At 64.8% G+C, this 25,773-nt stretch carries 26 protein-coding genes, 1 tRNA gene, 2 pseudogenes and 1 riboswitch; of the genes and pseudogenes, 21 read left to right on the top strand and 8 right to left on the bottom strand.

Annotated elements, in window-relative coordinates; all coding sequences use genetic code 11:
* Window positions 1-3 precede the first annotated feature (3 nt).
* From RBR52_RS03795 to RBR52_RS03745, 11 genes are all read left to right on the top strand, one after another.
* Window positions 4-636 carry a riboflavin synthase gene (locus tag RBR52_RS03795; protein ID WP_320375862.1) on the top strand — a complete coding sequence of 211 codons (633 nt, stop codon included), beginning with the start codon at window positions 4-6 and terminating at the stop codon, window positions 634-636.
* Window positions 629-1,453 (top strand): class II glutamine amidotransferase, encoded by an 825-nt coding sequence (locus RBR52_RS03790; protein ID WP_320375861.1) that lies wholly within the window; start codon window positions 629-631, stop codon window positions 1,451-1,453. Before RBR52_RS03795 ends, RBR52_RS03790 begins: the two co-directional genes overlap by 8 nt.
* A 106-nt stretch (window positions 1,454-1,559) precedes the next feature.
* Window positions 1,560-2,138: a peptide ABC transporter permease gene (locus RBR52_RS03785; RefSeq protein ID WP_320375860.1), complete on the top strand. Its 579-nt coding sequence runs from the start codon at window positions 1,560-1,562 to the stop codon at window positions 2,136-2,138.
* Window positions 2,139-2,210: 72 nt separating this feature from the next.
* Window positions 2,211-3,344 carry a bifunctional 3,4-dihydroxy-2-butanone-4-phosphate synthase/GTP cyclohydrolase II gene (gene ribBA / locus RBR52_RS03780; RefSeq protein WP_320375859.1) on the top strand — a complete coding sequence of 378 codons (1,134 nt, stop codon included), beginning with the start codon at window positions 2,211-2,213 and terminating at the stop codon, window positions 3,342-3,344.
* Between the two features lie 71 nt (window positions 3,345-3,415).
* Entirely contained in the window at window positions 3,416-3,901 is a 486-nt protein-coding gene (ribH, locus tag RBR52_RS03775; protein ID WP_320375858.1) for a 6,7-dimethyl-8-ribityllumazine synthase, read from the top strand.
* Window positions 3,898-4,503: a transcription antitermination factor NusB gene (gene nusB, locus RBR52_RS03770; protein ID WP_320375857.1), complete on the top strand. Its 606-nt coding sequence runs from the start codon at window positions 3,898-3,900 to the stop codon at window positions 4,501-4,503. Before ribH ends, nusB begins: the two co-directional genes overlap by 4 nt.
* Before the next feature lie 19 nt (window positions 4,504-4,522).
* The gene (locus RBR52_RS03765; RefSeq protein WP_320375856.1) at window positions 4,523-5,704 is read left to right on the top strand and encodes a pyridoxal phosphate-dependent aminotransferase; all 1,182 of its coding nucleotides are present in this window, start codon (window positions 4,523-4,525) and stop codon (window positions 5,702-5,704) included.
* On the top strand, window positions 5,701-6,159 hold the full coding sequence (gene ybgC / locus RBR52_RS03760) for a tol-pal system-associated acyl-CoA thioesterase (protein ID WP_320375855.1): 459 nt from the start codon (window positions 5,701-5,703) through the stop codon (window positions 6,157-6,159). The genes RBR52_RS03765 and ybgC overlap by 4 nt, the downstream gene beginning before the upstream one ends.
* A gap of 165 nt (window positions 6,160-6,324) precedes the next feature.
* Complete coding sequence (tolQ, locus tag RBR52_RS03755) at window positions 6,325-7,077, top strand: protein TolQ (RefSeq protein WP_320375854.1); 753 nt, start codon at window positions 6,325-6,327, stop codon at window positions 7,075-7,077.
* Between the two features lie 131 nt (window positions 7,078-7,208).
* Window positions 7,209-7,676: a biopolymer transporter ExbD gene (locus tag RBR52_RS03750; RefSeq protein WP_320375853.1), complete on the top strand. Its 468-nt coding sequence runs from the start codon at window positions 7,209-7,211 to the stop codon at window positions 7,674-7,676.
* 13 nt (window positions 7,677-7,689) lie between these two features.
* Window positions 7,690-8,688, top strand: coding sequence for a cell envelope integrity protein TolA (locus tag RBR52_RS03745; RefSeq protein ID WP_320375852.1), 999 nt, complete (start codon window positions 7,690-7,692; stop codon window positions 8,686-8,688).
* A gap of 45 nt (window positions 8,689-8,733) precedes the next feature.
* On the opposite strand, the gene RBR52_RS03740 is transcribed toward RBR52_RS03745, so the two are convergent.
* Both RBR52_RS03740 and dnaE read right to left on the bottom strand, forming a co-directional pair.
* On the bottom strand, window positions 8,734-9,360 hold the full coding sequence (locus tag RBR52_RS03740; RefSeq protein ID WP_320375851.1) for a LysE family translocator: 627 nt from the start codon (window positions 9,358-9,360) through the stop codon (window positions 8,734-8,736).
* Window positions 9,361-9,426: 66 nt separating this feature from the next.
* Window positions 9,427-12,903 carry a DNA polymerase III subunit alpha gene (gene dnaE, locus RBR52_RS03735; protein WP_320375849.1) on the bottom strand — a complete coding sequence of 1,159 codons (3,477 nt, stop codon included), beginning with the start codon at window positions 12,901-12,903 and terminating at the stop codon, window positions 9,427-9,429.
* 266 nt (window positions 12,904-13,169) lie between these two features.
* On the opposite strand from dnaE, the gene RBR52_RS03730 reads away from it, so the two are divergent.
* Window positions 13,170-13,246 (top strand) — tRNA-Ile (locus tag RBR52_RS03730).
* Between the two features lie 54 nt (window positions 13,247-13,300).
* Entirely contained in the window at window positions 13,301-13,951 is a 651-nt protein-coding gene (locus RBR52_RS03725; RefSeq protein WP_320375848.1) for a LysE family translocator, read from the top strand.
* Between the two features lie 67 nt (window positions 13,952-14,018).
* Here RBR52_RS03725 and RBR52_RS03720 read toward each other — a convergent pair whose 3' ends face one another.
* Window positions 14,019-14,492: a cyclic nucleotide-binding domain-containing protein gene (locus tag RBR52_RS03720; protein ID WP_320375847.1), complete on the bottom strand. Its 474-nt coding sequence runs from the start codon at window positions 14,490-14,492 to the stop codon at window positions 14,019-14,021.
* A 253-nt stretch (window positions 14,493-14,745) separates the two neighbouring features.
* Here RBR52_RS03720 and RBR52_RS15420 point away from each other — a divergent pair, with 253 nt between their 5' ends.
* The 4 genes and pseudogenes from RBR52_RS15420 to RBR52_RS03705 all read left to right on the top strand — a co-directional run bounded on the left by RBR52_RS15420 (window position 14,746) and on the right by RBR52_RS03705 (window position 17,214).
* The gene (locus RBR52_RS15420) at window positions 14,746-15,135 is read left to right on the top strand and encodes a hypothetical protein (RefSeq protein ID WP_413818288.1); all 390 of its coding nucleotides are present in this window, start codon (window positions 14,746-14,748) and stop codon (window positions 15,133-15,135) included.
* Window positions 15,105-15,879, top strand: a pseudogene (locus RBR52_RS15415) (proline dehydrogenase family protein); the annotation flags it as partial. The gene RBR52_RS15420 and the pseudogene RBR52_RS15415, both read left to right, overlap by 31 nt.
* Window positions 15,880-15,903: 24 nt before the next feature.
* Window positions 15,904-16,311 (top strand): annotated as a pseudogene (locus tag RBR52_RS03710) (transposase); the annotation flags it as partial.
* Window positions 16,312-16,560: 249 nt separating this feature from the next.
* Window positions 16,561-17,214, top strand: a complete 654-nt coding sequence (locus tag RBR52_RS03705) for a GNAT family protein (protein WP_320375846.1) — start codon at window positions 16,561-16,563, stop codon at window positions 17,212-17,214.
* On the opposite strand, the gene glyA is transcribed toward RBR52_RS03705, so the two are convergent.
* A complete protein-coding gene (glyA, locus tag RBR52_RS03700; RefSeq protein WP_320375845.1) occupies window positions 17,202-18,449 on the bottom strand; it encodes a serine hydroxymethyltransferase in 1,248 nt (415 codons plus the stop codon). The genes RBR52_RS03705 and glyA overlap by 13 nt on opposite strands.
* 89 nt (window positions 18,450-18,538) lie before the next feature.
* Window positions 18,539-18,644: riboswitch (ZMP/ZTP riboswitch) on the bottom strand.
* Between the two features lie 16 nt (window positions 18,645-18,660).
* Window positions 18,661-19,530: a transglycosylase SLT domain-containing protein gene (locus RBR52_RS03695; protein ID WP_320375844.1), complete on the bottom strand. Its 870-nt coding sequence runs from the start codon at window positions 19,528-19,530 to the stop codon at window positions 18,661-18,663.
* 311 nt (window positions 19,531-19,841) lie between these two features.
* On the opposite strand from RBR52_RS03695, the gene ubiD reads away from it, so the two are divergent.
* Window positions 19,842-21,395 (top strand): 4-hydroxy-3-polyprenylbenzoate decarboxylase, encoded by a 1,554-nt coding sequence (ubiD, locus tag RBR52_RS03690; protein ID WP_320375843.1) that lies wholly within the window; start codon window positions 19,842-19,844, stop codon window positions 21,393-21,395.
* A 285-nt stretch (window positions 21,396-21,680) separates the two neighbouring features.
* Here ubiD and RBR52_RS03685 read toward each other — a convergent pair whose 3' ends face one another.
* Window positions 21,681-22,199, bottom strand: a complete 519-nt coding sequence (locus tag RBR52_RS03685) for a copper chaperone PCu(A)C (protein WP_320375842.1) — start codon at window positions 22,197-22,199, stop codon at window positions 21,681-21,683.
* 137 nt (window positions 22,200-22,336) lie between these two features.
* Here RBR52_RS03685 and msrA point away from each other — a divergent pair, with 137 nt between their 5' ends.
* Complete coding sequence (gene msrA, locus RBR52_RS03680; RefSeq protein ID WP_320375841.1) at window positions 22,337-22,903, top strand: peptide-methionine (S)-S-oxide reductase MsrA; 567 nt, start codon at window positions 22,337-22,339, stop codon at window positions 22,901-22,903.
* Window positions 22,904-22,920: 17 nt separating this feature from the next.
* Here msrA and RBR52_RS03675 read toward each other — a convergent pair whose 3' ends face one another.
* Complete coding sequence (locus tag RBR52_RS03675) at window positions 22,921-23,511, bottom strand: thioredoxin fold domain-containing protein (RefSeq protein ID WP_320375839.1); 591 nt, start codon at window positions 23,509-23,511, stop codon at window positions 22,921-22,923.
* 41 nt (window positions 23,512-23,552) lie between these two features.
* Here RBR52_RS03675 and RBR52_RS03670 point away from each other — a divergent pair, with 41 nt between their 5' ends.
* Entirely contained in the window at window positions 23,553-23,936 is a 384-nt protein-coding gene (locus tag RBR52_RS03670; RefSeq protein ID WP_320375838.1) for a hypothetical protein, read from the top strand.
* Window positions 23,937-23,946: 10 nt separating this feature from the next.
* Here RBR52_RS03670 and pdxH read toward each other — a convergent pair whose 3' ends face one another.
* The gene (gene pdxH, locus RBR52_RS03665) at window positions 23,947-24,585 is read right to left on the bottom strand and encodes a pyridoxamine 5'-phosphate oxidase (protein ID WP_320375837.1); all 639 of its coding nucleotides are present in this window, start codon (window positions 24,583-24,585) and stop codon (window positions 23,947-23,949) included.
* Window positions 24,586-24,742: 157 nt separating this feature from the next.
* Here pdxH and RBR52_RS03660 point away from each other — a divergent pair, with 157 nt between their 5' ends.
* Window positions 24,743-25,738 carry an SLAC1 anion channel family protein gene (locus RBR52_RS03660; protein WP_320375836.1) on the top strand — a complete coding sequence of 332 codons (996 nt, stop codon included), beginning with the start codon at window positions 24,743-24,745 and terminating at the stop codon, window positions 25,736-25,738.
* Window positions 25,739-25,773 lie beyond the last annotated feature (35 nt).

Genomic DNA, 25,773 nt, shown 5'->3' with positions numbered 1-25,773 from the left:
GTCATGTTCACCGGACTCATCACCACAGTCGGCCGCATCGCCAGCGTCACCCCCCTCGGTCCCGAAGCAGGTCACGGCAGGCGCGTGCGCCTGCAGGTCGATCCCGCCTGGCTGCAGGGCATTCAACTCGGCGAGAGCATCGCCGTCAGCGGCGCCTGCATGACGGTAGTCGACCTTCGGCCTGACGGGTTCGCCTTCGACATCTCGGCAGAAAGCCTGGCGCGCACCACGGGGCTGGACACACCGGGGTCGCTGGTCAATCTGGAGCAGTCGGTCTCGCTGTCGACCAAGCTCGGTGGTCATCTGGTCACCGGGCATGTGGACGGCGTCGGTCGAGTAGCGACCTTCGAGCCCGTCGGCGAATCCTGGCTGCTGGAAGTGGACGCGCCGCCCGCTTTAGGCAAATTCTTCGCCTACAAGGGTTCCATCGTGGTCAACGGCGTCAGCCTGACGGTCAACCGCGTCGCAGACCTGCCGGGGCAATGCCGCGTCAGCATCAACCTCATTCCGCACACCCTGCAGCACACCAATCTGCACAAGCTGCATCAGGGTGCGGCGGTGAATCTCGAAATCGACCTCATCGCCCGTTATGTCGAGCGCATGCTGGGCGCGCCTGAGGACTACAAAGATGTGTGAGCTGTTCGCCTACTCCAGCCGCGTGCCCGCGCGGGTGCGGTTTGCCTTTCGTGAATTCGCCCGCCACGGCGGGCCGCACGCAGCCAATCCCGATGGCTGGGGCGCGGCGTATTACGAAGGGGAGGATGCCCATGTGCTGCGCGAAGCCCAACCCGCGCTGACCAGCGCCTTCGTCCCCGTGCTGGAAAGGCACGATTTTCACAGCCCCCTGGTCATCGCACACATCCGCCGCGCCTCGCGTGGCCCGGTGACGCTGGTCAACACCCAGCCTTTCGCCCGCGAACTGTTCGGCCGCCGCCACATCTTTGCGCACAACGGCGATCTGCCCGACATCGAGCAAAAGCTTCCACTGGCGCATGCGGCGCACCGCCCGATGGGCCAGACCGATTCGGAACATGCGTTCTATGCGCTGATGCAATCGCTGCAAGGGCTCGATGCAACGGGGGAAAGCGGCGACCTCAAGCGCCGCATCGAAGTGGTCCGGGATTTCGCCGCCCGTTTGCGCGCGCTCGGCCCGGCCAACTTCCTGTACACCGACGGTGATCTGCTGTTCGCCCACGCGCATCGGCGCCGCAGCCATCCGGACAACGCCTGGGTTCCAGGCCTGCACCTGCTCATGCGCGAAGCCGCGAGTGCGCATCAAATGCGCGCCTCTGGGGTGCACGTCCAAGGCCACGACGACAAGCCCGCGCCCGCCGTGATGCTGGCCAGCGTGCCCCTCACGCCGGAAGATTGGGAACCCCTGCCCGAAAACACCCTGCTCGTGCTGCAACAGGGCCGATTGATCGCCCGCGTCAGTGCACCGATCAGCCCATGAATCAGCCTTCTTCCCTTGCAAACGCTCACAGCCACGGTGCCTCCTGCTGCTGCATACTTTCAGGCTTCCCAGAGCACTTGCCGTATCGCGTAAACCTGTGGCGCGCATGAAACCGCTCCGATCCAGCCTGTTTCCCCTGATGGCTCTTGTCTGGCTGGCGCTGCTGCCCAGCCCGAGCTGGGCGCTCGGCCTGAACGACGTGTCGGCCTGGGCGCAAACCACCTGGAACGCCGCGGTCGATACCGCTCGCACCGGGCAGGACGACCTGTATTTCAGCGGCTACACCTGGCACGATCCCGGCACCTACACCGCAGCCAAGCGCGCAACGCTCAACAGCCATGCCTGGGGCGTCGGCTGGGGGCGGCACCGCGTCCACGCCGACGGCAATGAAGACATGGTGTACGCCATGGTCTTTTCCGACTCGCACTGGAATGCCGAGCCCGTGGTCGGCTATGCGTATCAATGGCGCTATTTCAACGACTCGCCGGTGGGCGTCGGGCTGGGCTACACCCTGGCCGTGACCTCGCGCGCCGACATTTTCAACAACATCCCCTTTCCCATCGCGCTGCCGCTGCTGTCGCTGCGCGTGGGGCGCTTCTCGATCTACGGCACCTTCATTCCCAAGGTGAACAACAAACTCAACAACGGCAACGTCGCATTTTTCTTCGGGCGCTACGAGTTCTGACAAGGCAGGTGGCACAGGCGCGCCGGGCGAGGCGCTTTTAGAATGGTGAGCTTTTCAGCAGCGTCGCCCATCATGCCCCTGTCCCCCGTTCCCGACATCATTGCCGAGCTCAAGGCCGGGCGCATGGTCATCCTGGTCGACGAGGAAGACCGCGAAAACGAAGGCGATCTGGTCATCGCCGCCGAGCACATCACCCCGCAGGCGATCAATTTCATGGCCACGCATGCGCGCGGTCTGATCTGCCTCACGCTCACCGCGCAGCGCTGCGCGCAACTCGGCCTCAGGCATATGGTCGAGCGCAACGGCGCATCGCACGGCACAGCGTTCACCGCGTCCATCGAGGCCGCCGAAGGCGTGACCACGGGGATCTCGGCGGCCGACCGTGCGCGCACCGTGCAGGCCGCCGTGGCGCGCAACGCCAAACCCAGCGACCTCGTGCAGCCGGGCCACGTCTTCCCGCTCATGGCTGCCGAAGGCGGCGTGCTCATGCGCGCCGGTCATACCGAGGCCGGATGCGACCTCGCGGCCCTGGCCGGACTGGAGCCCGCCGCCGTGATCTGCGAGGTGATGAACGCCGACGGCACCATGGCCCGGCTGCCCGATCTCGAACGCTTCGCCGCGCAGCACGATCTGAAAATCGGCGCCATCGCCGATCTCATCGAATACCGCAGCCGTACCGAATCGCTGGTGCAGCGAGTCGGCGAACAGGCGATGCAAACTCCTTTCGGACCCATGCGCTGCGTGGCCTATACCGATCGTGCCGGTCATGGCCTGCATCTCGCGCTGGTGCATGGCGCTCTGGCCGGCCAGAGCGCGCCGCTGGTGCGCGTGCACGAGCCGCTGTCCGTCCTCGACCTGCTCGACAGCGAATGCCAGCGCCATTCCTGGAATCTGCCGCAGGCTCTGCAGCGCATCGTCCAGGAAGGCAGTGGTGTGGCCGTGCTGCTCAACTGCGGCGAATCGGCGCAGCAACTGCAAATCCAGTTCGAACGTCTGCGCGAACCCGCGCCGACTCCACCGAAATCCGGCGTCTCAGCCTTGCGCGACTACGGCATCGGCGCCCAGATCCTGCGCGATCTGGGCGTGCGGCAGATGCGGCTGCTCGGGCCGGCGCGAAAAATGCCCAGCATGGCGGGCTATGGCCTGGAAATCCAGGGATTCGAGTCCGCGCCGCAAACTCGCTGCACCGCCACGCCCAGCGCGTAAGCTGTGTGCCCGGGTACCGCGTCGCGGCGCCCTTCCCGACCACCCCAAAGCTGCTTCACGCCCTCCACGCCATGCAAAACGTCCAGAATCGCATTCTTTCCGAACAACTCGACGGCCGCGATCTGCGCATTGGCGTGGTGCAGGCCCGCTTCAACACCGCGCTGACCGACCGGCTCACCCAGTCCTGCCTCGACGAACTCCAGCGACTGGGCGTGAACGAGGACGACATCGGGCTTTATACCGTCCCCGGTGCGCTGGAACTGCCGCTGATGCTGCAGGCACTGGCCGAGAGCGAGGCCTTCGATGCGCTCATTGCCATCGGCTGCGTCATCCGCGGCGACACCTATCACTTCGAAGTCGTCTGCAACACCAGCGCGGCCGGCATCGCTCAGGTGGCGCTCGACTACAACATGCCGGTGGCCAACGGCGTGCTCACCGTGGAAAACGAAGCGCAGGCCGAAGCCCGCATCGACAAGGGCGCCGAATGCGCCCGCGTCGCCGTGGAAATGGCCAATCTGTTCATCGACATCAGCGACAACGACGACGAAGACGCATGACCGCATCCACCGCCCCCAAAAGCGCGCGGCGCAAGTCGCGCGAACTCGCGTTCCAAGGCATTTACGAATGGCTGCTCGCCGGCAGCGATGCGGGCGCCATCGAAGCCTTTCTGCACGAGCGCTATCCCACCATCAAGCTCGATGACGACCACTTTCAGTCTTTGCTGCATGGCGCGCTGGCCGAGGCCGGTGCGCTCGACGGCCTGATCCAGCCGCACATCGACCGCCAGACCAGCGAGCTTTCGCCGGTAGAACACGCCCTGCTGCTGATGGGCGCTTTCGAGCTGCAGCGCCATCTCGACGTGCCCTACCGCGTGGTCATCAACGAAGCGGTCGAACTCGGCAAGGTGTACGGCGGCACCGACGGCTACAAATACGTCAACGGCGTGCTCGACCGCATCGCCGCCGATGTGCGCAAGTCCGAGGTCGAAGCGGTCAACCTGTCGCATCCGCAAGAGCCGTCCGCCGCCGACCTGAGCCCGCCGACCAACCCCTACGCGAATGTGCCCGTCAGCCACAAGGCCAGGGCCCCGGCGCAACGGAAAGGCGCTTCTTTCCCCCGGCGCGCCAGCGCCAGCCCGCGCCCGCCGCGCAAAGACTGATTTCCTTCGAATGGCCGCCATGCGCATAGCCCAACGCAATCAATCCATCGAACCCTTCTACGTCATGGACGTGGTGCGCGCCGCCGCCGAGCAACAGACGGTCTGGGAGGCGCAGGGCAGGCGCATGATCCACCTCAGCGTGGGCGAGCCCGACTTCACCGCGCCCGAGCCCGTCATCGAGGCCGCCACCCGCGCCCTGCGCGACGGGCGCACCGGCTACACCCTGGCGCCGGGTCTGCCCGCGCTGCGCGAACGCATCGCGCAGCACTATGCGCAGGCGCACGGCGTGACGATTGATCCCGCGCGCGTGTTCGTCACCGCAGGGGCCTCGGGCGCACTCACCCTGGCCAGCCTGCTGCTGTTCGACCCGGGCGACGAAGTGCTCATGCCCGACCCGAGCTATCCGTGCAACAAGAATTTCGTCGCCGCAGCCGGTGCCCGGGCACGCATGCTGCCCGCTCCCGCCGCGCAGCGCTTTCAGCTTACGGCCAGCGAAGTCGAAGCCGCGTGGACGCCGCAGACTGCCGGGGTGCTGCTGGCCTCGCCGTCCAACCCCACGGGCACGTCCATCGCGCCTGACGAGTTGCGCCGCATCGCCGACGTGGTGCGCGGGCGAGGTGGAGTCAGCATCGTCGATGAAATCTATCTGGGCCTGAGCTATGAAGCCGGTTATGGCCACACCGCGCTGGCCGCGGGCGACGACATCATCACCGTCAACAGCTTTTCCAAATACTTTCAGATGACCGGCTGGCGGCTGGGTTGGCTGGTCGTGCCGCCCGAGCTCGTCGCCCCGCTGGAGCGCATGGCCGGCAATCTGTTCATCTGCGCCAGCAGCGTGGCGCAGCATGCCGCGCTGGCCTGCTTCGAGCCCGACGCGCTGGCCGAATACGAACGCCGCCGCGCCGAATTCCAGCGCCGCCGCGACCTCATCGTGCCGGGCCTTGAAGCGCTGGGCCTGCGCGTGCCCGTGCGGCCCGATGGCGCCTTCTACGTCTACGCCGACTGCTCGGCCTACAGCGCCGACAGCTGGGACTTCTGCTTCGAGGTCATGCGCGACACCGGTGTGGTGCTCGTGCCCGGCAAGGACTTCGGCACCGCCGAACCGCAGCGCTACTTCCGCCTGAGCTACGCCAACAGCATCGCCAACCTGCAGCAAGCCCTCGACCGACTGCTCGGCCATCTGGAGCGCAAGGCGGCATGAAGGCAGACGCGACCGTTTTCCACTGGCCCGTGCGGGTGTACTGGGAAGACACCGACGCGGGTGGCATCGTTTATCACGCCAACTACCTCAAGTTTTTCGAGCGCGCGCGCACCGAGTGGCTGCGCAGCCTGGGGCTGGAGCAATCCGAACTGGCGGCGCAGGCCGGGTTGGCGTTCGTCGTGGCCGAGATGCACCTGCGCTACAGCGCCCCTGCAAAGCTCGACGATGCGCTGCAGGTCCGGCTTCGCTTGCAGGACATCGGCAGCGCCAGCCTCACCGTCGCGCAACAGGCCTGGCGCTGCGACGAGCGTGGCGCGCTCGCCGCGCTGCTGTGCGAAGCCACGGTGCGCGTGGGCTGCGTGGCCGCGTCCACCCTGCGGCCGTCACGCATGCCCAAGGACGTCCACGAACGTGTCACGCAATGGGCGGCAGCTTTAGGAGCCTGTCGGACTTGAGGAACGTCCTGAACCGCGGCCCGGCCCTGTCGTGAACCTTTCTCCCGCGACGCTGTCTTTCTGGGGCCACCCCCGTCCGTTGCGGGATTTGTTGTAATGCAGCTTTGCGCATGGACTTGCGCACTTTGCGCCGCTCCCTCCCACAACTCCTAGCCAAACCTCCCTATGGATCAAAACTTCTCCATCGTGTCCATGGTGCTCGGCGCCAGCATCGTGGTGCAGCTCGTGCTCGCGCTGCTGCTCTGCGTCTCACTGGCGAGCTGGACCGTGATCTTCCGCAAGTATTTCGTCATCAAGTCGGCGCGCATCAAGTCGGAAGATTTCGAGCAGGAATTCTGGTCGGGCACGGGGCTGAACGACCTGTACCAATCGGCACTGAGCATCGGCCGCCACGGTAGCCCGCTGCAGCGCATCTTCGCCTCGGGCATGCGTGAATACCTCAAGCTGCGCGAACGCCATGTGCTCGACGGCTCCACCCTGGTGGACGGCGCCCGCCGCGCCATGCGCGCCGCCTTCCAGCGCGAAATGGATGCGCTCGAAGCCAATCTTTCCTTCCTGGCCTCGGTCGGATCGGTCTCGCCCTATGTCGGCCTGTTCGGCACGGTGTGGGGCATCATGCACGCCTTCGTCGGCCTGTCCAACCTGCAGCAGGTGACGCTGGCCACGGTGGCCCCCGGCATTGCCGAAGCGCTGGTGGCCACCGCCATCGGCCTGTTCGCCGCCATTCCCGCGGTGATCGCCTACAACTTCTTCGCCCGCGACATCGACCGTCTGGCCAACCGCTTTGAATCGTTCACCGAGGAGTTCTCCAACATCCTGCAGCGCCAGAGCGCTCCATCCCCCACTGCGGCGCAAATGAATGCCGCGGCAAGCGCCGGACGCGCCGGGCCCGCTACCGGCTTTGGCGGAGCGCGCTGAGATGTTTGCCCCCACGCTCACTGTGTTCGCTGCCCCCCGAGGGGGCGCAGGCCTCCCTAGGGGCGGCCCGTCGGGAGTCCTGATGTTGCCCCTACGTTCACTGTGTTCGCTGTTTCCTGGAGCGTTCTGATATGCCCGCCATCCAATCCAGCAGTCGTGGACATCGCTCGCGCCGCGCGCTGGCCGACATCAATGTCGTGCCCTATATCGATGTCATGCTGGTGCTGCTGATCATTTTCATGGTCACCGCGCCGCTCATCACGCCCACCATGGTCAAGCTGCCCACCGTGGGCAATGCGCCGCAGGCGCCCAGCATCCTGGTGCAGGTCACCATCCAGAAGGACGACCTGCTCGAAGTCTCGCTGCGCGACCCCAAGAGCAAGACCGCCAATGCCGCACCGCAGCCCGTCGCCCTCAAGCAATTGCCGCAGACGGTGCAACAACTTGCGCAGCAGGCAGGTCAGACGCTGCAGACCATGCCGGTGCTGATCGCCGCCGACAAGAACGTGAAGTACGACGCGGTGATGCGCGCGCTCGATCTGCTCAAACAACACGGTGTGGAACGCGTGGGCCTGGCCGTGCAGTCGAATCCGTCCTGATGCTTTTTTTCACATGAACACCGCGCGCTTATCTCCGGGCGACCCTTCTGCGCTGCGGCCACCGCACGAGCGCGGCACGCTGCGCGCCTTTGGTCTGGCCGCCCTGTTTCACCTGCTGCTCATCGCCCTCATCGCTTTTGGCGTGCACTGGAAAAGCCATCCGCCCGAAGCGATAGAGGCCGAGCTGTGGTCACCCACGGTGCAGCGCGCCGCGCCCCGGCCCACCGCGCCGATGGAACGCAAGGCGCCGCAACCCCAGCCGCAACCCGCTCCGCCGCCCCCGCCGCCGCCCAAACCCGTCGCCGCGCCCAAGCCCGAGCCGCAGGCGCAACAGGCCGACATCGTCTTGAAGCAGGAGCGCGAGGCCGCGCTCAAAAAGCAGCAGGCCGAGCAACAGGCGCTGATCGAAAAGCGGCTCAAGGAAAAGCAGCAAAAGCTCGCCGCGGAACAACAGCGCCTGGCCGAGCAGCAGCGGCAAGAAAAACTCAAGCAACAACAGCTCGCCGAACAACGCCAACAGCAGCAGGAAGAAAAACTGCGCCAGGAAAAACTGGCCGAGCAGAAAAAACTCGCGGAACAAAAGCGGCTGGCCGAGTTGAAGCAGAAAAAGCTGGAACAGCAGCAGGCGCAATTGGCCGCTTCCTCGCGCGACGATTACATGAAGCAGTTGATGCAGCAGGCGGGCACCGGCGCGGCCACCAGCACGGGCACGGCGGCGCGCACCTCCGGGCCATCGGGCGCGTATGCGGCGCGCATCGCCAGCCTGGTGCGGGAGAACGTGACTTACCCTGAAATCAACCAGATCACCGGCGATCCGCGGGTGACGGTGCTGGTCAACCTGGCGCCGGATGGCACGGTGCTCACCGCCAAGATCGATCGCTCCAGTGGCGTGGCGAGCTGGGATCAGGCGGTGTTGCGCGCCATCGAGCGCGTGCACCGCTTCCCGCCAGACAGCAACGGCAAGATCTGGACGCCCATGTTGGTCAAGGCCGGGCCGCGCGATCCGGGCTGAACTCCGCGTCGGGAAGAAGAAAGGAAGAAAGCCGCCCTCAGCAGCTCATCGCGTGGACAGCAAGAGTCTGATGCCCAGGCAAGCCAGGACGAAACCCACCGTGCGATCGATTGCTGCCTTGGCCTTGAGATACGCGTCGCGCGGCCGGGACGAACTCAGCGCGAAGGCCACGAACAGATACCACGACACTTCCAGCAGGAACACGGCCGGCGGCAACAGCAGCGTCAACGCGAGAGACGGCGACTGCGGCAACATCGCAGCGAAGATCACTCCGTACTGCACTGCAGCCTTGGGGTTGCTCAGCATGGTGCCGGCTGCCAGCGCAAAATGCCTGCGCCGCCCAGGCTGTGACGACAACGCAGCCTCGGGCGGGACAAGCGGGGCCGCAGCGCCTCGCCAGGCCTTGAACGCCAAGTACAGCAAATAGCCGCCGCCGCCCACCTTCAGCGCCAGGTAGAGTTCCGGGATCTGGCTCAGCAGCGCATGCAGCCCCAGCAACGCGGCGACGCACAACACGGCTGCGCCGCTTGCCATACCGAACGCGGAGGTGATGGCCGCACGGCGCGAGTCGGCGACCGCCGTGCGTGCGACCATGACGAAGCTGGGGCCAGGACTGACCACGCCAATCGCAAGGACAGCGAGGATTCCGATCAGGGTCAACAGGGTGTGCATGCGAATGGCTCCAAGTATCGCGGTCATGTTGAAAACCCAGAAGCAGACAAGCCGACGCGCCTGCGATCAGGCTCCAACCCTGGAAATCTCCCTTCCGTTTTCATCATAAACGACCTGCACCCTGCCCTCCATAGCCAGTTCGCGCAGCGCCGCCAGTGTCTCGTCGTCGGGACGCAGACGCACGCGGTCCAGTCGCAGACTGACCTGCGCGCCGCCGCGTTCGATGTCGAGCAGCAGCGGCAAGCCGGTTTCACTGGCGTACTGCCGCGCGATTTCCGTCAGCGGTTCGGCAGTGCTGCTGCCGTTGAGCCGCAGGCGGATGGACTTGCCCAGGCGGGCGCGCGCCTCTTCGAGCGTCCACACCGCATCGGCGTTGAAGCGCAGCCCGCCGTTGAAGCGGTCGGTCTGCGCCTTGCCGCGCAGCACCAGCAGCGCGTCGTCGCGCAGGCGGTCGCGCACGGTGTCGAGCAGGCTTTCGCCGATGACGATCTCCATTGCGCCCGATCGATCTTCCAGGGTGAGGATGGCGATGCGCCCGCGCTGCGACTGCACCAGCCGCACCCCGCTCACGATGCCGGCGATCAGCACCGGGTCGCGCGAATCCACCAGATCCATCAGCGCAGTCGGGGCGAAGCGCCGCACCTCCTCGGCGCAGGCGTCGAACAGATGGCCGCTGAGGTAGTAGCCGATGGCGGTTTTCTCAAAGGAGAGCTTGGTGCGCAGATCCCAGGGCTCGACCTCGGGCAGCAACGGCTCGTGCGCCGGGTTGTGTCCGCCATCGGCGGCATCGGCGGCGAACAGGTCGAACAGCCCGGCTTGCTGGCGTGCAGCCTCGCGCTGCGCGGCGTAATCCATCGCCGTTTCCACCGCGGCCAGCACCGCGGCGCGCTCGGGATGCAGGGTATCGAAAGCGCCCGCCTTGGCCAGGGCCTCGAGCACGCGCTTGTTCAGGCGGGTGCGATCCACCCGCTCGGCAAAGTCGAACAGCGAGGTGAAGGGCCGTTCCCGGCGGGCCGCAATCATGGCTTCCACCGCACCCTGACCATTGCCCTTGATGGCCCCCAGCGCGTAGCGGATGGTCTTGCCGTCCACCGGATCGAAGCGCCACTGCGAGGCGTTCACATCGGGCGGCAGCACGGCAATGCCGCGCGCCTGCGCGTCTTCCACCAGCACCTTGAGCTTGTCGGTGTCGTCCAGCGCGATGCTCATGTTGGCCGCGAGGAATTCGGCGGGGTAATGCGCCTTCATCCAGGCGGTCTGCACGGCGAGCAAGGCGTAGGCGGCGGCGTGCGATTTGTTGAAGCCGTAGCCCGCGAACTTCTCCATCAGGTCGAAGATCTCGTTGGCCTTCTCCGGCTCGATGCCATTCCTGGCCGCGCCTTCGGCGAAGATGCCGCGGTGCTTGGCCATCTCCTCGGGTTTTTTCTTGCCCATGGCGCGGCGCAGCAGGTCGGCGCCGCCGAGCGAGTAGCCGCCGATGACCTGCGCCACCTGCATCACCTGCTCCTGATAGACCATGATGCCGTAGGTTTCCTCCAGCACCGGCGCCATGCGCGGGTCGGGGTAGACCACGTCTTCCTTGCCCGCCTTGCGCGCGCAGTAGGTGGGAATGAGGTCCATCGGGCCGGGGCGGTACAGCGCCACCAGGGCGATGATGTCCTCGAAGCGGTCGGGCTTCGCGTCGCGCAGCATGCCCTGCATGCCGCGCGATTCAAGCTGGAACACGGCCACGGTGTCGCCCTTGGCCATGAGCTGGTAGCTGGCCGCATCGTCCAGCGGTATGTCTTCGAGCTTGAAGCCGGCGCGCTCGGGGTGGTTGCGGCGGATCAGCTCGGCGCCGAGTTCGAGTATGGTCAGCGTGGCCAGTCCGAGAAAGTCGAATTTCACCAGCCCGGCGGCTTCGACATCGTCCTTGTCGTACTGCGAGACGGCGTCGGTGCTGCCCGGCTGCGCGTAGAGCGGGCAGAAGTCGGTGAGCTTGCCCGGCGCGATGAGCACCCCGCCGGCGTGCATGCCGATGTTGCGCGGCAACCCTTCGAGTTGCTGGGCGAGATCGAGCAACTGCCTGACCTCCTCTTCCTCCTCGTAGCGCTGCGCCAGCATGGGCTCCTGCTTGAGCGCATCGGCAATCGTGATGTGCTGACCCGGCTTGGCGGGAATGAGCTTGGCGATGCCGTCGCAGAAGGTGTAGCTCAGGTCGAGCACCCGCCCGACATCGCGCACCGCTGCGCGTGCGGCCATGGTGCCGAAGGTGGCGATCTGCGACACAGCGTCGACGCCGTATTTCTCCTTTACATAGTCGATGACGCGGTCGCGGTTCTCTTGGCAGAAGTCGATGTCGAAGTCGGGCATCGACACCCGCTCCGGGTTGAGAAAACGCTCGAACAGCAGCGCGTACTCCAGCGGATCGAGGTCGGTGATGCGCAGGCTGTACGCCACCAGCGAACCCGCGCCCGAACCCCGTCCCGGCCCCACCGGGCAGCCGTGGTTCTTCGCCCAGTTGATGAAGTCGGCGACGATGAGGAAGTAGCCCTCGAAGCCCATCCTGGCGATGATGCCCAGCTCGTACTCCAGCCGCTCCTGATAGCGCGCACGGGCGGCCTCGCGGCGGGTGGCATCGGGATAGAGCACGGCCAACCGCTGCTCCAGCCCGCCCTGCGCCTGCTGGCGGAAGTATTCGGTCGTCGTCATCCCCGCGGGAATGGGAAACAGCGGCAGTTGCGGCCTGCCTAGGTCGAGCACCAGATTGCAGCGCTGCGCAATCGCCACGGTGTTGGCCAGCGCCGTGGGCACATCGGCGAACAGCGCCTCCATCTCGGCCTGCGACTTGAAATACTGCTGGTCGGTGAACTTGCGCTGGCGGCGCGGGTTGCCCAGGGTTTCGCCCTCGGCAATGCAAACCCGTGCCTCGTGGGCGTCGAAATCGTCGCGCCGCAGGAACTGCACCGGATGCGTGGCCACGACCGGCAGCCCGAGTTCCGCGGCAAGCGGCACCGCCGCCTGTACATGCGGCTCGCAGGCGGCATGGCCGCTGCGCTGCAATTCGATGTAGAAGCGCCCGTCGAACACGGCGGCGTGCTGTCTGGCCAAGTCGCGCGCGGCGGCCGTATCGCCCTGCAGCAGCGCAGCGCCGATGGCGCCTTCATGCGCGCCCGAGAGCGCGATCAGCCCTTCGGCCAGCCCGCCTTCGAGCCATTCCCACTGCACCACGGCGCGTCCGCGCTGCTGATTTTGCAGCCAGGCCCGGCTGAGCAAATCACAGAGGTTGAGATACCCCGTTCGGTTCTGCACCAGCAGCAACAGGCGCGTGAACTGCCCCGGACGGCGGGCGCTGCCCAGCAGCACGTCGCAGCCGATGATCGGCTTGACCCCGGCATCCAGCGCGGCCTTGTAGAACCGCACGGCGGCAAACAGGTTGTTGAAATCGGTGATCGCCAGCGCCCCCTGCCCGTCGCAGACGGCCGCTGGCACCATATCGTCCACGCGCAGGGCGCCATCGACAATGGAGTACTCGGTATGGGTGCGGAGATGGGCGTAAGGCATCGGGGCATTTTAGGAGCCTGTCGGACCTGAGGAACGTCGGCTGCAAAACAGCGGTGCGGCGCCCTGCGGCAGCGGCTACGCCCCACAACTTGGGCCATGTGGCGGCAAATCCGCCGCCACATGGCATCCACACCGCCCTTTTTCGCTTTCCGCACCTCGAGTCCGACAGCCCCCCCCGCTTGCCGACGTCTGCCCTGACCCCCGCTAAGATGTCGCTTTTTACTGTCACCTTTTGCGCGCTACATTCCCGCACCGCCCAACAAGTAGGGCCGTTAGCTCAGTTGGTCAGAGCAGAGGACTCATAATCCTTTGGTCGCTGGTTCGAGCCCAGCACGGCCTACCAAACCTCACATTGGCACGGCGGATCGCACCACGCATCGCACTACCCATTGTCGCCATGCCCAGCGGGACGACTTACCTGCTCTTCATCAGCTTTGCGCTGGCCGCTGCGTTCACGCCAGGGCCGGCGGTCATGCTGTCCATCCATAACGCCATGCACCATGGCTGGCGGCATGCCATCCTGTCTTCGCTGGGCAATATCAGCGGATTGCTGGTGCTGTCGTCACTCAGCGCCTTGGGGCTGGATGCCGTCCTCCAATCCTCCGAATGGGCCTTCACTGCGGTGAAGGTCGCGGGGGCGGCCTATCTGATCTGGCTGGGCGTGCAGCAATGGCGAAATGCGGCGCAGCGTCCCGCGGCCACGCAGACTGCATCGAACCTGCACATGCAAACTGGACATGCGAACAAACCGCACAAGTTATACGTCAAGGGTTTGATGGTGGCGCTGAGCAATCCGAAGGCGATCGTGTTCATCGCAGCCTTGTTTCCGCAGTTTCTCACCGCCTCGCGCCCGCTCGGGCCGCAATATCTGGCCCTTACGCTGACCTTCATGGCGATTTCGTTGCTGGCGCTGAGCACCTACGCGGGACTGGCCGTGATGGCCCGCAGGCGGCTGAAGGTCTGGTTCGCCTCGGGCTGGCCGCAGCGGGTGTCGGGTTCGGTATTCTGCGCCTTCGGTCTGAGTCTGCTGCGTCTGCAGAGAGGCTGAACGCCTTTTCAGCGCGGCAAGCCGCGCACGATCAACCCGACCCAGACGGTATGTCGCCTGCGCTCGATCACGCCCAGCCGGGCGGCGCCCAACATTCCATCATGCGCAGCCGGGCGGCGTGCAAGCGTTCGGACATGAGCCCGGCGAAAATTTTCATCAGCGCATAGCCCAGGTCGGTGTCGTGCTCGCATTCCTTCAGGATGGCCTTGCCGTCGAAGCGCAGCAGCGTGACCGGAGTGAGCGCCTTGGCTTCGAAGGCCCAGCGGTAAGGCGCAATGAGCCAGGACCAGCCGATCACATCCCATTTGCCCAGAGTCTGGACGTCGACACCGGGACCATTGATCGCAGGCACCTGTATCTGTACCTTGCCCTCGAGCACGACGTAAAACGCATCGGCTTCTTGTTCCTGCAGAAAAATGACGCCATCCACCGGAATCTGCACCTCGGAGGCATGGGATAGCAGTCGTCCAAGCTGTTCAGGCTGCAGGGCCGACAAAATGGTGTGGGTCTGCAGGTCGTGCAGTAGGGAGGTCGATGGCATGGCTGGGCTCCTTGGGTTGCATCAATCCAATCATTGCATGCTTTCTCTCGGAAGGCGAGTTGACTTATCTCAATGCGTCGGGATAAGCATCAATCCCGATACGTCGGTTGCGCCTCAGGCAAACAATCGCAAACCGAGGAATGGAAATGGCTACATCCACGACAGGCTACAAAAAGGCCACCTTGAACAGGGTGGAAAACTTCGAGTGTGCAGAGAATACGCCACCGCTTCACCCGGCTCGGCTGAAAACCCGTTGCATCCACTGGCTGCGCATGACGACGCGGGCGATGCATCCTACCCTGCACAGTTTCTGGACTGGGCGCAGAACGTGTTGCCGCAAACTGATCTGCGTGCGGCCATCACCGCGGCCTGGAATCGGCCTGAGCCGGAATGTCTGCCCATGCTGATCGAGCTGGCGCAGATTCCAGACGCCACACAACGCGCGGCAGTACGCCAACTCGCCGGGCGACTGGTCGAAGGGGTGCGGGCGCGGCGCGAGATGGGCGCAGGGGAAGCGCTGCTGCGCATCCCCGACAACGCCACCCGCGATGCCCTCATGCGCGACAAGACCGGCGCGGCCACTGGCAGTCCCATCTCGGCCACTCGCCCTCGCTGTTTGTCAACGCCGCCGTCTGGGTGCTGATGTTGACTGGCAGGCTCACGGCGACCACCAGCGAGAAGGGTTTGGCCTATGCGCTGTCGCGAATCATCGGCAAAGGAGGCGAGCCGCTGATCCGCCAAGGCGTGCAGCGCGCCATGCGGCTGATGGGCGAGCAGTTCGTCACTTGGCAGACCATTGCCGAGGCGCTGCCCAACAGCCGCTCGCAGGAGAAAAAAGGCTTTCGCTACTCCTACGACATGCTGGGCGAGGCGGCGATCACCGAGGCCGATGCGCAGCGCTACTTCACCGCCTACGGGCAGGCGCTGCACGCCATCGGCAAGGCCTCGCACGGGCGCGGCATCTTCGAGGGCCCCGGGCTTTCGGTCAAACTCTCCGCCCTGCATCCACGCTACAGCCGCGCCCAGTATGCGCGGGTGATGGACGAGTTACTGCCGCGCCTGACCGCGCTGGTCGAACTCGCGCGGCGCGACGACTTAGGCATCCATATCGACGCCGAAGAAGCCGATCGGCTCGAACTCTCGCTCGACCTGCTCGAAGCCCTGTGCCTCAACCCAGCGCTCAAGGGCTGGAACGGCATCGGCTTCGTGGTGCAGGCCTATCAGAAGCGCGGCCCTTTGGTCATCGACCATCTCATCGACCTCGCCCGGCGCAGCGGACACCGGCTGATGGTGCGCCTGGTGAAGGGCGATTATTGGGATAGCGAAATCAAGCGCGCGCATCGACGGGCTCGACGGCTATCCGGTCTACACCCGCAAGGTGCGCACCGATGTGTCCTACCTGGCCTGCGCCCGCAAGCTACTGGCCGCGGCGATCAAACCGATCTACACGGCGACCAGTGCCGAGGCGGCGCAGGCCGAGCTCGACGCCTTCGAGCAGGGCCTCTGGGGCCAGAAGTTCCCCACGGTCGTGTCGGCGTGGCGCCGCGCCTGGGACCGCGTGATCCCGTTCTTCGCATTCCCGCCGGCGGTGCGCCGAGTGATCTACACCACAAACGCGATCGAGAGCATCAACGCGCGACTGCGCAAGATCATCAAGACCCGCGGGCACTTCCCCAGCGACGACGCAGCCGCCAAGCTGATCTGGCTGGCCCTGCGCAACATCACGGCCGACTGGGGCCGCGCGGCGCACAACTGGAAGGAGGCCATGAATCAATTCGCCATCCTCTACGCCGAACGATTCACCCGACCCATTGCGTAAGATGACCACCGACTTTCCCACCGCGTCGCTCGGTTCGTCGCAAGCGCCGACCGACGCCGTGGAAAAGTCTCCCAGCGCCTCGAACACAAAAATTCAGACACCCCCGGCCCTGGAGCGCTCATGAGACCCTGGGCCGATCGACCGACTCCGAACGCACGACAAGCTCCTATGCCCCATTCCCCTTGCGCCGCTGCACTCGGCACGCCCGTTCCCGGATTTACCGCCCCGCCCCCACCAACGAGAACCGCGTTGATCGGTGCGACCTGCACGCTGGAACACGCAGACCCGCAGCGCCACGCCGCCGACCTCTACGCCGCGCAGACCCTGGATGCCCGCGGCGACGGCTGGAACTATCTGCCTTACGGACCGTTCGCCTCGGCGCTCGACTACCAGGCCTGGATGCAGGCCAATTGTCTAGGCCAGGACCCGCTGTTCTTTGCCATCATCGACTCCAGCACCGCACGCGCCGCTGGACTGGCGAGTTATTTGCGCATCACCCCGGCGGCGGGCAGCATCGAGATCGGCCATCTCTATTTCTCGCCGCTGCTGCAACGCCAGCGCGCGGCAACCGAAGCCCTGTTCCTGCTGATGGATCAGGCTTTTGCGCTGGGCTACCGTCGGCTGGAATGGAAGTGCAATGCGCTCAACGCCGCCTCGCGTCAGGCGGCGCTGCGGCTCGGATTCAGCTTCGAGGGCGTCTTCCGCCAGGCCGCCGTGGTCAAGGGCCGCAACCGCGACACCGCCTGGTTCAGCATCATCGACAGCGAATGGCCCGCACTGCGCGCCGCCTTCACACGCTGGCTGGCTGCGGAAAACTTCGACGAAAAAGGGCGGCAGCGCGAGCGCCTGTCAGCGCTCACCGCCGCCGCCCTGGGACGCGTGACTGCCGCTCAGGCGGAATAGACCGGGAAGGCGTCGGTCAGCTTTTTCACCTCGGCGCGCACCCGCTCCAGCGTGGCCGCATCCTGCGGGTTGTCCAGCACGTCGGCGATCAGGTTGGCAGTCTTCTCGGCCTCGGCCTCCTTGAAGCCCCGGGTGGTCATGGCGGGCGAGCCCACACGGATGCCTGAAGTGACGAACGGCTTTTCCGGATCCTTCGGAATGGCATTCTTGTTGACCGTGAGGTGGGCCTCGCCCAGCACCTTCTCGGCATCCTTGCCGGTGATGTGCTTGGAGCGCAGATCCACCAGCATGAGATGCGATTCGGTGCGTCCGCTGACGATGCGCAGGCCGCGCCGCGTCAGCGTTTCGGCCAGCACGAGCGCATTGGTCAGCACCTGCTGCTGGTAAGCCTTGAACTCGGGGGCGAGCGCCTCCTTGAACGCCACCGCCTTGCCCGCGATCACATGCATCAGCGGCCCGCCCTGGATGCCCGGAAAGATGGCGCTGTTAATGGCTTTGGCATGCTGCTCTTTCATCAGAATCACCCCGCCGCGCGGGCCGCGCAGGCTCTTGTGCGTGGTGGTGGTCACGACGTCGGCATGGGGCACGGGATTGGGGTAGACGCCGGCGGCGATCAGCCCGGCGTAATGCGCCATGTCCACCATGAAGTAGGCGCCCACGGCCTTGGCCACTTTGGCGAAACGTTCGAAGTCGATGCGCAGACTGTAGGCGCTGGCGCCGGCGATGATGAGTTTGGGCCTGTGCTCGTGCGCCAGGCGTTCCATCGCGTCGTAGTCGATCTCTTCCTGCGCATTCAGGCCATAGCTCACCACCTTGAACCACTTGCCGCTCATGTTCAGCGCCATGCCGTGGGTCAGGTGGCCGCCCTCGGCCAGACTCATGCCCATGAGGGTGTCGCCGGGTTGCAGCAGGGCGAAAAACACGCCCTGATTGGCCTGCGAGCCGGAATTGGGCTGCACATTGGCTGCCTCGGCACCGAAGAGCTGCTTGACGCGGTCGATCGCCAATTGCTCGGCAATGTCGACGAACTCGCAGCCGCCGTAATAGCGTTTGCCGGGATAGCCCTCGGCGTATTTGTTGGTGAGTTGCGAACCCTGTGCCTGCATGACGGCGGGCGAGGTGTAGTTTTCCGAGGCAATCAGCTCGATATGGTCTTGCTGGCGCTGGTTTTCGGACTGAATGGCGGCCCAGAGCTCGGGATCGGTCTGGGCAAGGGTGATGCGGCGGTCGAACATGGCGAATTTCCGTCTGAACGGCCCGCGCCGGCTTCCTTCAAGCCGTGGAAGGGCGCAAGCCTGGGCTGATGAAGATCATTGACAGCGATGGCGCTGGCCCAGGCGAACGGCTTAAAGTCCAGCACTCCCCGGTGGTTCGTCCCACCTCGAAACCGCGGATGTTGCCGGTTTCTATCGCCAGTCGTGCAGGTGAAGATGGTAGCGCGTCGCGTCAGGTGAGTGAGGCGTGTTTTGGCTCAACCGTTGACGGCTCGGTGGCCACCGTCGATTTCGGTGCGGCCGGGGTCTCCTGCGGCGCCGCGATATGCCCCGCGCTGGCCGTCATTGGCGTGGCGACCTGCCTGGGCGACAGGCCCGCCACCCGTTCGAGCTGCGCCTGCTCGGCCAGCACCTTGCTGGCATAGCCGCCCTCGCTCGCATCGTTCGTGGCGCCGACGTAGTAGCGCAGGCCCGCGCGCACCGAGCCGCCACGATGAATCGCGTCCTTGAGTACCAGCGCGCCCACGCGCATATTGACCAGCGGATCGATGCTGGCCTGCGGGCCGCCGAAAGGCGCGAATTTGTCACGGTGCACATTGGCCATCACCTGCATGAGACCGGTGGCGCCCACGCCGCTGGCCGCGTAGGGGTTGAAGGAAGACTCGACCGCCATCACCGCCAGAATCAGCAGCGGATCGAGTTTCTCCTGCCCGCCCACGGTCCAGGCGGCGCTGACCAACTGCGCCATGGCATTGGGCGCAATGCTGTAGCGCCGTGCCAGCCAGTTGGAGACCGTGCGCTGTTGCGGCGTGAGCACTGGCAGGCCAGCGCCCGGCGTGGGCTCGGCCTGCGCCACAGACAGCAAAACACCGGCCGGTTTTTGCGCCAGCGCCCGCAGTTCGTCAGACGCCGTCTTGCGCGCCATGACCCACTGAGTGAGGCCGCGGTCCAGCGAGCTCATCGCCTGAGGCTGGAAGTACAGATACGCCCCCCCGGCCACCACAAACAAGCCCACCATCATCAAGGTCTGATGGGTCAATTCCCAAAAACCTCCCACCAGCCGACGCAAGCGCGGCAGGGAAGACTGCATGGCATTCAACATGGAACACTCCTGTGTCTAAGTGGAATGGAGAAGGCGTCTGAAGACAGCCAGCGCCCATTCCCAAGGGCACAGATCCGACAGCACAGGCTCACCAGGGGAGCCCGACGGCCTAAGATGCGGCCTTTGCAGCAGGCCTGCATCGACTGCCGCGTTCGATCTGTATCGTGTTCGCGGCAAGGCGTGCTTCGGGGCGAGTGTGTTGCCCGCCTGAATTCAGGATTAAGGAACTAGGGCAAACACGGAGCGGATTTTAGGAATGTCGTTATTCCAGGTCAACGCATAAGGTCTTATCTTTCAGTTCTATTGGTTATATGAAATACCGGGATCTGCGTGACTTTCTTTCCCAGCTTGAGGCGCTTTCGCTGCTGCGACGCACGGCCGAGCCCGTGTCCCCGCAGCTCGAAATGACGGTGGTGTGCGACGCCCTGCTTCGCGGCGGTGGCCCGGCCGTGTTGTTTGAAAACCCGACGGGCTATGCCATGCCGGTTCTGGGCAATCTGTTCGGCACCCCGCAGCGCGTGGCACTGGGCATGGGCGCGCAGGACGTGAGCGAACTGCGCCGCATCGGCGAAGTGCTCGCCCGGCTGAAGGAGCCTGAACCGCCGCGCGGCATGAAGGACGCGGGCGAGTTGATGCGTCTGGTCAAGGCGGTGTGGGACATGCGCCCGAGCACGGTGTCGCGCCCCGCCTGCCAGCAGGTCGTGCTCCAAGGCAGCGAGGTGGATCTGAACCGCCTGCCGCTGCAGACCTGCTGGCCGGGCGACGTGGCGCCGCTGCTCACCTGGGGGCTGGTGGTCACGCGAGGCCCGCAAGACGTGCCTCGGCCCCGCAAGCGGCAGAATCTGGGCATTTACCGCCAGCAGCGCATCGGCCGACGTCAGCTCATCATGCGCTGGCTCACCCATCGCGGCGGCGCCCTCGATTTCCGGGAATTCGCTCTGGCCAACCCGGGGCAACCCTTCCCCGTGGCCGTGGCGCTGGGCGCCGATCCGGCCACTACGCTGGGTGCGGTCACGCCTGTGCCCGACACGCTGAGCGAATACCAGTTTGCCGGCCTGCTGCGCGGAGCACGCACCGAGGTGGCTCGCTGCGTCGGGCTCGATCTGCAGGTTCCGGCCTCGGCGGAAATCGTGCTCGAAGGACATTTGCCACCCGCCGCAACCGGGTGGCAGGGCGAGAGCGAAACCGGCGTGCCGCTGAAGGAAAAAAACGGTTACCTCCATGCGCTCGAAGGTCCGTTCGGCGACCACACCGGTTATTACAACGAGCAGGACTGGTTTCCGGTGTTCGAGGTCGAGCGCATCACCCACCGCGAGCAGCCGATCTACCACTCCACCTATACCGGCAAGCCGCCCGACGAGCCCGCCGTGCTGGGGGTGGCGCTCAACGAGGTGTTTGTCCCCATCCTGCAAAAGCAATACCCCGAGATCACGGATTTTTACCTGCCGCCCGAAGGCTGCAGCTACCGGCTGGCGGTGGTGTCCATCCGCAAGGCGTATGCCGGCCACGCCAAGCGGGTGATGTTCGGCATCTGGGGTTTTTTGCGGCAGTTTCTCTACACCAAGTTCGTCATCGTCACCGACGACGATGTGAACATCCGCGACTGGAACGACGTGATCTGGGCCATCACCACCCGCATGGACCCGGTACGCGACACCGTGCTGGTGGACAACACGCCGATCGATTATCTGGACTTCGCTTCGCCGCAATCCGGACTGGGCGGCAAGATGGGGCTGGACGCCACCCACAAGTGGCCCGGCGAGACCCAGCGCGAATGGGGCCGCGCCATCGTCCCCGATGCCCAGGCGAAAACGCGTATGCAAGACCTGATCGACGCGCTGCTGGCACGTCCGGCAGCGAAATAAACTGACATGAATTCAAGATCTTGCGCAGAGGCTGTTGCGCCGATTCAACCATATCCCTTTGCGCCAGTCATGTTTCGTCTTGACGACGGCGGCGCAAGAGGCGTACCTTTGTTTCGCCGTTGCAGTTCGGCTGTTTCGGCAAACAGACCGGGCCAAACCCGGACTGTAGTTAGACCCCCCTCATGCATCCCTGCGTGAGCTTGACAGGCGGCAGCAAACCCGACTGTCGGACCCCGGGCCGCATTCCTTCAGGATTGCGGCCCGCTTCGTTTTGATACGTGTGTATCAATGCATGCCGCCGTGCATCCCCTTGCCGGGCAGCGGCGCGTCGTCCGCAATCTTGTCGCGCGGCTCGACCTCGAGCTGTAGTTCCATCTGCCCGCCGTTGGCGAATTTCACCGTCACCGGCACCATCTCGCCCACCTTGAGTGGAGCTTTCAGATCCATGAACATCAGGTGATAGCCGCTGCCTGGCTGCATGCGCAGGGTCTTGCCTGCGGGCACAGGAATATCGCCGACCTCGCGCATGCGCATGATGTTGTTTTCCATGCTCATGGTGTGCAGCTCGACATGGCCGCAGACGGGAGAGGCGGCGGCCACGATCTTGTCATCGGTCTTGCCGTGGTTGACAAGGGTCAGAAATCCGCCGCCATTGCGCGCACCGGGGATCGACGGCAGCGCCTGCGCCCGCGTCACTTCAATATCACCCGTGCGTTGCGCCAGGGCGGCCGGAGCGGTAGCCAGCATCAGCAGGGCGGAAGTCATCACCAGCACCTGGCGGCGGGTCAAAGCGCGACTATTCATCAAAGAACTCCTCATATTGCGAGCAACACAGCCGCTATGGTTTGTCGGCGAAAATCGCCATAGAAAAGTTGCGGATTTTGTCACCTTTGGACAATCTCCAGACCGCGGCAAATTGCCGCATGCCGGACTCTCGCACCATGACCGATTTCCATCTGCCTGCTTTGCCCCAGCGCATCACCCTCGCCGGCGGCTGTTTCTGGTGCCTCGACGCCGCCTATCGCCCGCTGCGCGGCGTGCTGAGCGTGGAATGCGGCTACAGCAACGGCACGACGCTGCACCCCAGTTACCGCGAGGTCTGCACCGGACAGACCGGCCACGCCGAAGTCATCCGCCTGGATTTCGACCCGGATGTGCTGAGTCTGGACACGGTGCTCGATGTGTTCTTCGCCCTGCACGACCCCACCACCCTGAATCGGCAGGGCAACGACATCGGCACGCAATACCGCTCGGGCATCTACACCCACGACGCGGCGCAACTCGCCACCGTGCAAGCCTTTGTGCAACGCCTGCGCGACCAGGCGCTGTTCGCCGACCCCATCGTCACCGAAATCGCGCCGGAATCGAATTACAGCCCCGCCGAACCCGAGCACCAGGACTATTTCACCCGCCACCCCTACCAGGGCTACTGCGCGATGGTGATCGCGCCGAAGGTCGACAAGCTCCGGCGCCAGTACGCCGCCCTGCTGCGTGCGCAAGGCGTATGAGAAATCACCCCTGACGCCTACTTGGCCTCTTTGAGCATGATTCGAATCTGCGCGTCAGAGGGCACGCCGATGATCATGTCGGCGCGGCCATCGGCCTTGCGCCAGACCACCACTGGCACGCCAAACAGCTTTTCGCTGTTGTAGAGCGCAAGGTTGGCCGCCAGTGCGGCGCGCACCTTGGGGGTGATGGCCGCAGCCGGTTCGATGCCGCCGCCGGGCTGGCCGTTGGCAGCGAAGTCATAGTCGTCCTCGTTCTTGTAAAACGCCTTCAGCGGGTCGGGCGATTGCAGAATGGCGGCCGCCTTGGGCAGGCTGCTGGGGGTCAACATGCCCAGCGCAATCCAGCGCAACTGCACCCCATCCCTGCCCACGAAGCCGCGCAGCTTCTTGTAGAGCTCATGGCAGAAAGGACAGTTGGGGTCGAAAAAAATATAGATCGCGCGCTGCCCCTTGCCTTCTGCGATGAACGTGGCCTTGCCGATATTCGCCAGAATGCCCTCGGCCTGCCGGGCGCTTTGCGCCTGGGCTGCAGGCCAAAGGGCGAGCAAGGGGGCAGCAGCCAAGGCCCGCAACAGATGGCGGCGATGGATGAAAGGCAACGAAAGCATGAAAGTTTCCCTGTTGTAAGAAGCGGTCAGCGGAATCAATAATGCCGCAAAACGACCCGATCAGCACACCGCCCGCGATGACACTCACCCTGCCCGCCGCACAAGATGCCTGGAAGCAGCCCGATTTCGGCGCCGTGCTGCTGGCCGAACTGCAACGGGCCGGGGCGCTGATCGGCCCGCTGCAGCGCGGCATCCGTCGCGGCAGCCACGCCCTGACCGACGACGTCAGCCTGATGGTGCTGCAGCGCAGTGAAAGTGCCGACGACCTGCGGGTGAAAGCGGGGCTGAGTTACTTCAGCATCATTCCGGGCTGCGCCTGCGAGGCCGACCCGACGCCGATGAGCGAGCTGCCCGAATATGTGGAATTGTGCATCGCCATTCGTCGCGCCGACAGTGCGGCCACGCTCGAACTTCTCGACGATTGACGCCGCCTGTTCAGGGCGCCAGTCGCTGGCGTTTCCAACTGCCGTCGGCCTGCAGCGCATACGCCAGCCGGTCGTGCAGACGCGAAGGCCGCCCCTGCCAGAACTCCCAGGCATCGGGTATCAGGCGATAACCGCCCCAGTGCGGCGGGCGGGGTGGGCTGATGCCGTAGCGCAGGCCGAATTCGGCGGCGCGCCTGAGCAAGACGCCGCGCCCGCCGATGGGCTCGCTCTGCGGCGAGGCCCAGGCGCCGATGCGCGAAGTCAGCGGCCGAGTGGCGAAATAAGCATCCGACTCTTGCGCGCTGACCTGTTCCACGCGCCCCTCGATGCGCACCACGCGCTCGAGCTCCACCCAGTGGAACTGCAGCGCCGCATAGGGGTGCACCGCCAGCTCGCGCCCCTTGCGGCTGTGATAATTGGTGTACCAGACGATGCCGCGCGCATCGACCTGCTTGATCAGCACCACCCGGGTCGAAGGCCGGCCGTTTTCGCCCACGGTGGCCAGGGTCATGGCGTTGGGCTCAGGCACCTGCGCATCCAGGGCCTGCTGCAGCCAGTGCTCGAACTGCTTGAACGGGTCTTGCTCGGCGTGGGCCTCGTCGAGTTCGGCACGGCTGTAGTCTTTGCGCAAATCGAAAAGGGATTTCATGGAGAGAGTATAGAAATGACGTCCGCTCGACATGGGATGTGACTACAGTCACAATCATGTATCAAAATTTTTCAATATTGCGTTCAATCAATATCGAGCTGTGAACGCAAGCCCACAATGCCGTACCGTTTTTCTCAACTATTTTCCCTTACCTGCCATGTCCACGACTCCCGCCCCGCATTCCGCCGAACCGGCGCACGCCAGCAGTTGGCTGGCGCACTTTCCCATCACCCTGTTCGCCACGATCATGGGTACGACCGGCCTGGCCATCGCCTGGCACAAATCGGCACAGGTGCTCGCCATGCCGCCTGGCGTGGGCATCGGCCTGAGCTACTTCGCACTGGCGCTGTTCATCGTGCTGCTGTTGGGCTACGGCGCCAAGATGGTGCGCTATCCCGGCGAATTCCTCGACGAATTCAACCATCCGGTGCGCATCAGCTTCTTTCCGGCCATCTCCATCAGCGCCATTCTGCTGTCCATCGCCTTTCTGCACATTCTGCCGAGCCTGTCGTGGGCGCTGTGGTGGGGTGGCGTGGCGCTGCATCTGGTGTTCACTCTGGTCATCATGTCCTCGTGGATTCACCACACGCATTACCAGATCCAGCATTCCACCCCGGCCTGGTTCATCCCCGTGGTGGGCAACATCCTGGTGCCCATTGCCGGCATGACGCACGGCTCGCCCGAAATCTCGTGGTTTTTCTTCAGCGTCGGCCTGGTGTTCTGGATCGTGCTGCTCACGGTGATGATGAACCGCTTTTTCTTCCACCCTCCGGTGGCCACCAAGCTGCTGCCCACGCTGTTCATCCTCATCGCGCCTCCGGCGGTCGGCTTCCTGTCGTATCTGGCGCTCGACGGCGGCGTGGTCGACAACTTCGCCCGCGTGCTGTACTATGTTGGATTGTTCACCACGCTGCTGCTGTTCTATCAACTCCCGCAGTTCCGCAAGGTGCCTTTCTTCATGTCGTGGTGGGCCTATTCCTTTCCCTTGGCCGCCATCACCATCGCCTCGTTGTCCATGGGCAGCATCATCGGCAGCGGCTTTCTGATCGGTCTGGGCGGCACGTTGCTGGCGCTGACCACCGCGCTCATCGCCCTGCTCGTGGTGCTCACGCTCAAGGCCATCGCCGACGGCAAGGTGTTCATCCCGGAATGAGGTCTGCTTGCCTCTGCACGGCAAAACCCGGCTCT

Source organism: Thiomonas sp. (assembly GCF_034007205.1).
GTDB lineage: Bacteria > Pseudomonadota > Gammaproteobacteria > Burkholderiales > Burkholderiaceae_C > Thiomonas.
The sequence above is the reverse complement of the archived record's forward strand: the minus strand, read 5'-3'. Positions and strand labels throughout refer to the sequence as shown.